The organism is Stenotrophomonas sp. CCNWLW162 (assembly GCF_037203745.1).
Taxonomy (GTDB): domain Bacteria; phylum Pseudomonadota; class Gammaproteobacteria; order Xanthomonadales; family Xanthomonadaceae; genus Stenotrophomonas; species Stenotrophomonas maltophilia_AQ.
This window is the reverse complement of record NZ_JBBCBL010000004.1, coordinates 35620-44371: the sequence shown is the minus strand read 5'-3', so window position 1 is coordinate 44371 and position 8752 is coordinate 35620. Positions and strand designations below refer to the sequence as shown.

Here is an 8752-nt window from a genome sequence, read left to right as displayed (position 1 = left end):
TTTTGGGTTTTTTTGTTTCTTTTGGGGGGGGGGGGGGGGGGGCCCCCACCGGCTTTGTTTTTCTACGGGGGGGGGGGGGGGCCGCCCCGGGCCCGGCACTACCGGGATGATTTCACGCTTCGCGGATCAGAACCCCATCACACAACCGGTACTGCGCATCAACCACGCCTTCGGGCAGGTCGTCGTGGGTGATCATCAGCAGGCTGCGGCCGTCCAGCAAGCTGGCCAGATCCAGCAGCAGCGCGCGCGCGGTATCCACGTCCAGGCCCTCGGTCGGCTCGTCCAGCAGCAGGATCGGCGCATTGCGCAGCAGCGCGCGCGCCAGTGCCAGGCGCCGTGCCTGACCGGCCGACATGGTCGCGCCGTTCTCGCCCACCCAGGCCTGCAGGCCACCATTGTGCTCGGCCCATTCGCCCAGGCGCACGCGCCGCAGCACCGCCCACAACGCCGCGTCGCTCGCATCGGGATCACCCAGCCGCAGGTTCTCGGCCACGCTGCCGGCAAACACCGGGGCGTTCTGCGGCAACCAGGCCAGCTGCCGATGCCAGTCGCCCTGGGCGAAGTCGCGCAGGTCACGGCCACCGTAGGTCAACCGCCCCTGCTGCGGATCCCACAATCGCAGCAGCAGGCTGGACAGCGTGGTCTTGCCACTGCCGCTGTCGCCGCGGATGGCAATGCGCTCGCCCGGTGCCAGGGTCAGCTGCAGGCCAGACAGCACCGGACGCACCGCGCCTGGCCACTGGAAATGGATGTCATCCCAATGCACGCGCGCCGCCTGCGGCACCGGCTGCGGCGCCTGCGGGTCTTCCACCGTCGGCGGCTGCTCGACGATCGCCTGCAGCCGCGCAGCAGCGATGCGCCCGGACTGCAGTGACTGCCAGGCCAGGCCCATGCCGGCCCACAGTTCGATCAGTGCCACGGTGAGGAACACCAGCCCAGCGGCCATTTCCGGCGCGATGCGCTGCTGTTCGGCCGCATGCAGAGCCAGTGCCAGCATCGCTACCAGACCCAGCCCGGCAACCAGGCCGTGCAGGGTCGAGGCCGCGATCAGGCGCCAGCGACGGCGACGATCACGCGAGGCCAGTTGCTTGGCGGCCACCCGCACCTTCAACTGCCATGCCGTGCTGGCATGCAGTGCGGCCAGATCACCCGCGCCTTCCAGTCCTTCGAACGCGGCGGTGCGCAGCGCAGCGCGATGTGCGGCGCGATCGGCCTCCTCATCGTCATGCCCACGCACGCCCAGCCACGGCACCCCGAAGCTGATCAGCACCGCCAGTACCGCCAGCAGCACAGCCGCCGAAGGCAGGACCACAGCGGCCGAAGCCACCCCCACCAGCGACAACCCACCCAGGGCCAACAGGGGGCCGATGGCGCGCACCAGCAGGCCATCCACTTCGCCGATGTCACCCAGCAGGCGTGCCAGCAGCTCGCCGGTACGCGTCGCGCCCAACCGCGCCGGTGCCAGCGGCAGCGCGCGTCGGAAGAACCACACGCGCAGGTCACGGGCGATGCGCAGGGTCACGTCATGCCCCACCAGTTTTTCGAAGTAGCGCGACGCGATGCGCGCCATGGTCAGCCCACGGATGCCCGCCGAGGGCGTGAAGAAATTGAAGCCCTGGCCGAGGCCGGCGGCACCGGCCAGCGCTGCGGCGGTCAGGAAGCCGCCGGACAACCCCAGCAGGGCGGTGCCGGCCAGCATCGTGGCCCACAGCAGCAGCACGGCCAGCAACAGGCGCGCGCGATGGCGCAGGAATACCGCGCGCAGTGAATCCGGCGAACGACTCATGCGCGCACCGCCTGCGCTGGCTCGACCAGCCGCCCTTCGGGCAGCAGCAGGCAACGGTCGGCCCAGGCAATCACCGCCGGGCTATGGGTGGCGACCACCACGCTGCGCCCGCGCGCATAGGCGGCCAGGCTGCGCAGCAGCGCGGCTTCGGTGTCCGCATCGAGGAAGGCGGTGGGCTCATCCAGCAGCAGTACCTGTGGATCGCGCAGCAGCAACCGGGCCAGGCCGATGCGGCGTGCTTCACCACCGGACAGGCCGAAGCCGCGCTCACCGATCACGGTATCCAGCCCCTGCGGCAGGCGCTGTGCGAACTGCAGCACCTGCGCGGCCTCGGCCACCGCGCGCAGGCGGGCGTCGCTGGCGCCCGGATCGGCCAGCCGCAGATTATCGGCGATGCTGCCATGGAACAGGTAGGGCCTCTGGCTGGCATAGGCCACCTGCAGCCCCGGTCGCAGCTGCACCCTGCCCGCACGGGGGGGCAGCCAACCGGCCAGTGCTTCCAGCAACGTACTCTTGCCACTGCCACTGGGGCCCACCAGCGCCAGCCGCTGGCCTGGCTCCAGTGTCACGTCCAGGCCCTGCAGCACATCATGCGGCGCGCCCAAGGGACGCAGCATCAGCCCCCACGCCCGCAACGGCGCCATCGCCGCTTCGGCCGGCTCCTGCGGCAGCGGCACCATTTCGTCATCGGCAAGGACAGCTTCTTCCGGCAGCACCTGCAACAGGCGCTCCACTTCAGCGGCCGCAGCCAGCGCGTTGGCACGGTCGTGGTAGTGCGCTGCCAGCCGCCGCAGTGGCGCATAGAACTCCGGTGCCAGCAGCAGGCAGAACAGGCCCGCACCCAGCGTGGGCACCGTCGCATGCAACGACATCAGGCCCAGATAGCTCAGCCCCAGGTACAGCGCGACCATCGCCACGCTCACCGAAGCGAAGAACTCCAGCACGGTGGACGACAGGAAGGCGATGCGCAGCACCTTCATCGTTCGCACGCGCACGCCTTCTGCAGCCGCTTCGATACCCTCCAGCTCGGCCTCGCCGCGGCCATACAGGCGCAGCAGGCCCAGGCCCTTGATGCGATCGGCGAAGTGTCCGCTCATCCGTGCCAGTTCGCCCAGCTGCGCACGGCCGGCCGCTTCGGCACCCCAGCCCACCAGCATCATGAAGAACGGCACCAGGGGCGCGGTGAACAACAGGATCAGCGCTACTACCCAGTCGACCCAGGCCACTGCCGCGAGGATCAGCACCGGCACCACCACCACTTCGGTGCGCACCGGCAGGAAGCCGCTGTAATAACTCTCGATCGCATCGCCGTGATGCAACATCAGTTCGCCCAGCTCGCCGGTACGGCGCTGGCGCAGCCACAGCGGCCCATGGCCAAGCAGGCGCGCGAATACGCGCTCGCGCAACGCCAGCCGCGCGGCATCGGCCACGTCACCCGCTGCAGCCTGGGTGGCGCTGCCCAGCAGCGTACGCACGATCAGGATCACGACCAGCGTGGCCAGCACCGGCAGGCCCGAGGCCAGTGGTGCACGCTCGACCAGCACCTGCTGCACCAGCCAGGCGATGGCGGCCGCCTGGCCGATCAACAGTGCGCCGGACAGGCTGATGCACAACGAGGCCAACCGCTGGCGGCCGCGCGCGGACCGCGCCAGATCGGCCAGCCACGCGCTACGGATGCGCCGCAACCGGGTCGATTCGTCTTCGGAAACAGCGGCGTCAGCAGTCGGTTCGGCAGCGCTCAAGGGTCTTCACAGGCAACAGGGCATTGGCAGGCATTGTAGGCGCAGGCAACAGCCTCCCCCTGCGGCCGGCGGTCGCAGTCCCAGGCGGGTTGGCATACGATCCTCCTGAATACCCATTCATACATTGATCTGGATCAAGGCTGTTTGAAGTAGTCGGTCACATCATTCACCCCGTAGACCACCCTTCCCGCCACCTGCAACGGCACTATCCAACGAGGTAGCCAGGCCATGATTGATCAGACAGTCGTAGAACTGTCGCGGCTGCAATTCGCTCTGACCGCGATGTACCACTTCCTATTCGTCCCCCTCACGCTTGGCCTGTCCTTCATGGTGGCCATCATGGAAAGCGTGTACGTGATGACCCGCAAGCAGGTCTGGCGGCAGATGACCCTGTTCTGGGGTGCCCTGTTCGGCATCAACTTCGCCATCGGCGTAGCCACCGGCCTGGTGATGGAGTTCCAGTTCGGCATGAACTGGTCGTACTACAGCCATTACGTCGGTGACATCTTCGGTGCGCCGCTGGCCATCGAAGGCCTGATGGCGTTCTTCCTGGAAGCGACCTTCATCGGCCTGTTCTTCTTCGGCTGGAAGCGCCTGACTCCGGTCAAGCACCTCACCGTGACCTGGCTGATGGCGCTGGGCACCAACCTGTCGGCGGTGTGGATCCTGATCGCCAACGGCTGGATGCAGAACCCGACCGGTGCGGTGTTCAACCCGGAAACCATGCGCATGGAAGTGGTCGACTTCGCCGCGGTGCTGCTGAACCCGGTGGCGCAGGCCAAGTTCGTGCATACCGTCAGTGCCGGCTACGTGACCGGTGCGATCTTCGTGATGTCGATCAGCGCGCTGTACCTGCTGCGTGGCAAGTACAAGGACATGGCCCGCCGTTCGTTCGCGGTGGCTGCAGCCTTCGGCCTGCTGTCCTCGCTGTCGGTGGTGGTGCTGGGTGACGAAAGCGGTTATGCCGCCAGCGAACACCAGAAGATGAAGCTGGCCGCGATTGAAGCGATGTGGGAAACCGAGCGTGCGCCGGCCGACTTCACCGCCTTCGGCATTCCCAACCAAGACACCCATCAGAACGACTATGCGGTGAAGATCCCGTACCTGATGGGCCTGATCGCCACCCGCTCGCTGGACCAGCCGATTCCCGGCATCCTGGAGCTGGTGGAACGTGCCGAGCACCGCATCCGCGGTGGCCAGATCGCCTACGGCGCACTGGAGCGCGTGAAGAAGGACCGCAACGATCTCGAAGCACGCGAGATGTTCGATCGCCACTGGCAGGATCTCGGCCATGGCCTGCTGCTGAAGCGCTACCGCGAAGACATCCTCAACGCGACGCCGGAGGAAATCTCCAAGGCCGCGATGGATACCGTGCCGCGCGTGGCCCCGCTGTTCTGGACCTTCCGCATCATGGCGGGCCTGGGCTTCTACCTGATCGCCTTCTTCGCGTTGGCCTTCTACTTCTCGTGCCGCAACAACTTCCAGGACAAGCGCTGGTTCCTGCGGTTGGCGGTGTGGTCGCTGCCGGCACCGTGGATCGCGATCGAATGCGGTTGGTTCGTTGCCGAGTACGGCCGCCAGCCGTGGGCGGTGGACGGCGTCCTGCCGACCTTCTACGCCGCATCGGGCCTGGCACTGCATGAAATCCTGACCACGCTGGCGGTGTTCACCAGCTTGTACACGGTGCTGCTGATCATCGAGATCAAGCTGATGCTGAAGGCGATCCGCAAGGGTCCGGACGACATCCTGCCGACGCTGCAGGCCGATATCCGCCCTGTTTCCCCCAATGCAGTCGCCCCCGGCCAGGCCTGAGGCAGGAGAATCCAGATGGAATTCATTGCACTTGATTACACCACGCTCCGCGTGATCTGGTGGCTGCTGCTCGGCATCCTGCTGATCGGCTGGGCCGTGATGGATGGTTTCGACCTTGGCGTCGGCACCCTGTTGCCGTTCGTTGCAAAAACCGATGAAGAACGCCGGCTGGTGATCAATACCGTCGGCCCGGTGTGGGAAGGCAACCAGGTGTGGCTGGTACTGGGTGGCGGTGCGATTTTCGCCGCATGGCCGCCGCTGTATGCGGTCAGCTTCTCCGGCTTCTACCTGGCGGTGTTTGCGATGCTGTTCGGGCTGATCCTGCGCCCGGTCGGCTTCAAGTACCGCAGCAAGCTGCCGTCCAAGCGCTGGCGCGACAACTGGGACCGCGTGCTGTTTGTCGGTGGCCTGCTACCGGGCCTGATTGCCGGCGTGGCGGTGGGCAACGTGCTGCTGGGTGTGCCGTTCCACTTCGATGACACCCTGCGCGTGACCTACACCGGTTCGTTCTTCGGCCTGCTCACGCCGTTCGCGCTCATCGCCGGCCTGATCAGCGTGGCCATGCTGGTTTCGCATGGTGCGGCCATGCTGGTCATCAAGACCGACGGCCCGGTGGCCGAACGTGCCGCACGTTACGGCAGCGTCGCCGCCATCATCAGCTTCGTGCTGTTCGCCGTGGCCGGTGCCTGGGTGGCCTTCGGCCTGCCGGGTTACCAGATCACCTCGCAGGTGGTCACCGATGGCCCGACCAATCCGCTGCTGAAGACGGCCGAGCTGGGCACGGCTGCCGGTGGTTGGCTGCGCAACTACAGCAGCATGCCGGCCACGATCGTGTTCCCGGTGCTCGGCCTGCTCGGCGCGCTGGCCAGTGCGGTGCTGCTGCGTGCCCGTCGTGGTGGCCTGGCCTTCATCGCCTCGGGTGCATCCATCGCTGGCATCATCCTGACTGTCGGCTTTGCGATCTTCCCGTTCCTGCTGCCGTCCTCCAGCCAGCCCACCTCCAGCCTGACCGTCTGGGACAGCTCGTCCAGCCACCTCACGCTGTGGGTCATGCTGCTGGCCACGGCCATCTTCCTGCCGATCATCCTCGCCTACACCACCTGGGTGTACCGCGTGCTGAAGGGCAAGACGACGGTCGAGGACATGGACGACAACCCCAACGCCTATTGATTGCCAGCGTGCCGACCCACGGTCGGCACCTGTCTTGCACACAGGAGATTGAACATGTGGTATTTCGCCTGGATCCTCGGCGCCGGCCTCGCCTCGACGGTCGCCATCCTCAACGGCATGTGGTTTGAAGCCCGCGAGCAGAACCGCATCGAGAAAGAAAATCGTCGCTGAGCTGTAAAAAAGCCTTGCCGCCTTGGTCTTCACACGGTATCTTAGGCGGCTCCTTCGGGGTGTAGCTCAGTCTGGTAGAGCGCTACGTTCGGGACGTAGAGGTCGCAGGTTCGAATCCTGTCTCCCCGACCACTCAAGTGGTCGCATTGAAGCCTGGTGAAGTCGTCCAGGCTTTTTTGTTCCCTGAAGTGGCACTGCTTCGGCAGTGTGAAGAAAACAGCATCCACCCCTTGCCGCCATCGGGGTGAATCGCTAGAATAGGCGGCTCCCTTCGGGGTGTAGCTCAGTCTGGTAGAGCGCTACGTTCGGGACGTAGAGGTCGCAGGTTCGAATCCTGTCTCCCCGACCACTTCGGTGGTCACCAAGAAGCCTGGAAGACATCACTGTCCTCCGGGTTTTTTTGTGCCTGCGGCCCGGGACAGGCGCGGCCGCCCGCAACGCCACTGGCCAGCCACGTACAATGGCCGCCTCCCCCACCTGCCGCTTCGGCGTAGACCGATGCCGGCGCTGCATGCCGTTGCTGAAGCGTGCGACACCTGCAAGGACCACCGATGAGTTCCTCCACTTCCGATTCGCCGTCGCTGCTGCACGGCCGCGTCCTCGCATTCGCCGCGATCCTGTTGGCCGCGATCAACCTGCGCACAGCGGTCACCTCGATCACGCCCCTGCTCGATGTGCTCGGCCAGCAGTTCGATTTCGGCACCACCATGACCGGTGTGCTGGGCATGCTGCCCACCGCCTCGTTCGCGCTGTTCGGCGTGGCAACGCCGGCACTGGCGCGGCGCCTGGGCCTGGAGCGCACCACCCTGCTGGCCATGCTGATGGCAGCCGCCGGCCTGCTGCTGCGCTCCAGCGCCGGCAACGTCGGCACGCTGCTGCTGGGCTCGGTGATCGCACTGGCCGGCATGGGTATCGGCAACGTAGTGGTGCCGCCGCTGGTGAAGCGTTACTTCGCCAACAAGGTCGGCACCATGAGCACGCTGTACATCAGTGTGCTGCAGCTGGGCACGATGATGCCGGCGCTGCTGGCGGTGCCGGTGGCCAATGCGGCCGGCTGGCGGGTGTCGCTGGGCATGTGGGCACTGCTGGCGCTGGCGGCGAGCCTGCCGTGGCTGCTGCTGGCGCGCCGTGCGCCCGGGCCGGTGCTGGATGCCCACGACCCGACCGCACAACCGCATGGCAAGGTCTGGCGCACGTCGCTGGGCTGGAGCATGACGCTGATGTTCGGCATGACTTCGCTGATGACCTATTCGATGTTCACCTGGCTGCCGCGCATCGTGGTCGAGGCCGGCGGCACGCCCGCCTTCGGCGGGGTGATGGTGGCAGTGTTCTCGGCGCTGGGCCTGCTGCCGTCGCTGGTCATCCCATCGATGGCGGTGCGCCTGCAGAACCCGTTCCCGCTGGTCCTGATCGGCTTCTTCTCGTTCGTGATCGCCTTCACCGGCCTGCTGCTCGCACCGATGAAGGCGCCACTGCTGTGGGCCTGCCTGCTCGGTGTCGGCCCGTCCACGTTCCCGCTGGCACTGACCCTGATCAACCTGCGCACGCGCACTCCGACCGGCTCGGCCGCGCTGTCCGGCTTCATGCAGGGTGTGGGCTACAGCTTCAGCTGCCTGGGGCCATTCCTGGTCGGCTGGCTGCACACCGTCAGCGACGGTTGGACGATCCCATTCAGCTTCCTGTTCGGCTGCGCGACCCTGATGCTGTGTGCCTCCTGGGTGGCATGCAAGCCGCGCAAGCTGGAAGACCTCTGGTAAGCCTCCACCCGGGCCGGCTGCCGCCCTCCATCTACCGCCGGTCAGCTTTCACGCAGATTTTGACGCTGGGCTGACAGTTCCGGGCAGATAGTGCCCCCGAATGCCCATCCTTGCCGCGTGCCGGCATCGGGCATGGGGGCGGCAGCGCCGTCCAGGCCACCAGTCGGTGTGCGGGGGACTCTCGTTTCAGACTAGACATTGCAGGTCGCTGTCCCGGTTCTACCCATCCTGCTGGATGGGAACGCACGAGGGGAGTGACGCAGGCCACGGCCATCCCAAAATCTGGCATGTGATGTGCGTCACATTTTTCAGGT

At 66.4% G+C, this 8752-nt stretch carries 6 protein-coding genes and 2 tRNA genes; 6 read left to right on the top strand and 2 right to left on the bottom strand.

Going from position 1 to position 8752, the window contains the following annotated elements; all coding sequences use genetic code 11:
* Positions 1 to 112: 112 nt before the first annotated feature.
* Both cydC and cydD read right to left on the bottom strand, forming a co-directional pair.
* A complete protein-coding gene (cydC, locus tag V9K93_RS12355; protein ID WP_046986135.1) occupies positions 113 to 1786 on the bottom strand; it encodes a thiol reductant ABC exporter subunit CydC in 1674 nt (557 codons plus the stop codon).
* On the bottom strand, positions 1783 to 3528 hold the full coding sequence (cydD, locus tag V9K93_RS12350; RefSeq protein ID WP_046986136.1) for a thiol reductant ABC exporter subunit CydD: 1746 nt from the start codon (positions 3526 to 3528) through the stop codon (positions 1783 to 1785). The genes cydC and cydD overlap by 4 nt, the downstream gene beginning before the upstream one ends.
* Before the next feature lie 228 nt (positions 3529 to 3756).
* On the opposite strand from cydD, the gene V9K93_RS12345 reads away from it, so the two are divergent.
* The 6 genes from V9K93_RS12345 (at position 3757) to V9K93_RS12320 (ending at position 8438) form a co-directional block, all read left to right on the top strand.
* Positions 3757 to 5340 (top strand): cytochrome ubiquinol oxidase subunit I, encoded by a 1584-nt coding sequence (locus V9K93_RS12345; RefSeq protein ID WP_006378378.1) that lies wholly within the window; start codon positions 3757 to 3759, stop codon positions 5338 to 5340.
* A 15-nt stretch (positions 5341 to 5355) separates the two neighbouring features.
* Positions 5356 to 6510 (top strand): cytochrome d ubiquinol oxidase subunit II, encoded by a 1155-nt coding sequence (gene cydB / locus V9K93_RS12340; protein WP_046986137.1) that lies wholly within the window; start codon positions 5356 to 5358, stop codon positions 6508 to 6510.
* Between the two features lie 54 nt (positions 6511 to 6564).
* Positions 6565 to 6681, top strand: coding sequence for a cytochrome bd-I oxidase subunit CydX (cydX, locus tag V9K93_RS12335; RefSeq protein WP_005410354.1), 117 nt, complete (start codon positions 6565 to 6567; stop codon positions 6679 to 6681).
* A 55-nt stretch (positions 6682 to 6736) separates the two neighbouring features.
* Positions 6737 to 6813: transfer RNA gene (locus tag V9K93_RS12330), tRNA-Pro, on the top strand.
* 140 nt (positions 6814 to 6953) lie between these two features.
* Positions 6954 to 7030: transfer RNA gene (locus V9K93_RS12325), tRNA-Pro, on the top strand.
* Between the two features lie 202 nt (positions 7031 to 7232).
* Positions 7233 to 8438 carry a CynX/NimT family MFS transporter gene (locus tag V9K93_RS12320; RefSeq protein ID WP_136639736.1) on the top strand — a complete coding sequence of 402 codons (1206 nt, stop codon included), beginning with the start codon at positions 7233 to 7235 and terminating at the stop codon, positions 8436 to 8438.
* Positions 8439 to 8752 lie beyond the last annotated feature (314 nt).

Excerpts from the sequence above, each read along its gene's own strand:
- cydC (WP_046986135.1), bottom strand. The coding sequence starts at position 1,786 with ATGAGTCGTTCGCCGGATTCACTGCGCGCGGTATTCCTGCGCCATCGC.
- V9K93_RS12345 (WP_006378378.1), top strand. The coding sequence starts at position 3,757 with ATGATTGATCAGACAGTCGTAGAACTGTCGCGGCTGCAATTCGCTCTG.
- cydB (WP_046986137.1), top strand. The coding sequence starts at position 5,356 with ATGGAATTCATTGCACTTGATTACACCACGCTCCGCGTGATCTGGTGG.
- cydX (WP_005410354.1), top strand. The coding sequence starts at position 6,565 with ATGTGGTATTTCGCCTGGATCCTCGGCGCCGGCCTCGCCTCGACGGTC.
- V9K93_RS12320 (WP_136639736.1), top strand. The coding sequence starts at position 7,233 with ATGAGTTCCTCCACTTCCGATTCGCCGTCGCTGCTGCACGGCCGCGTC.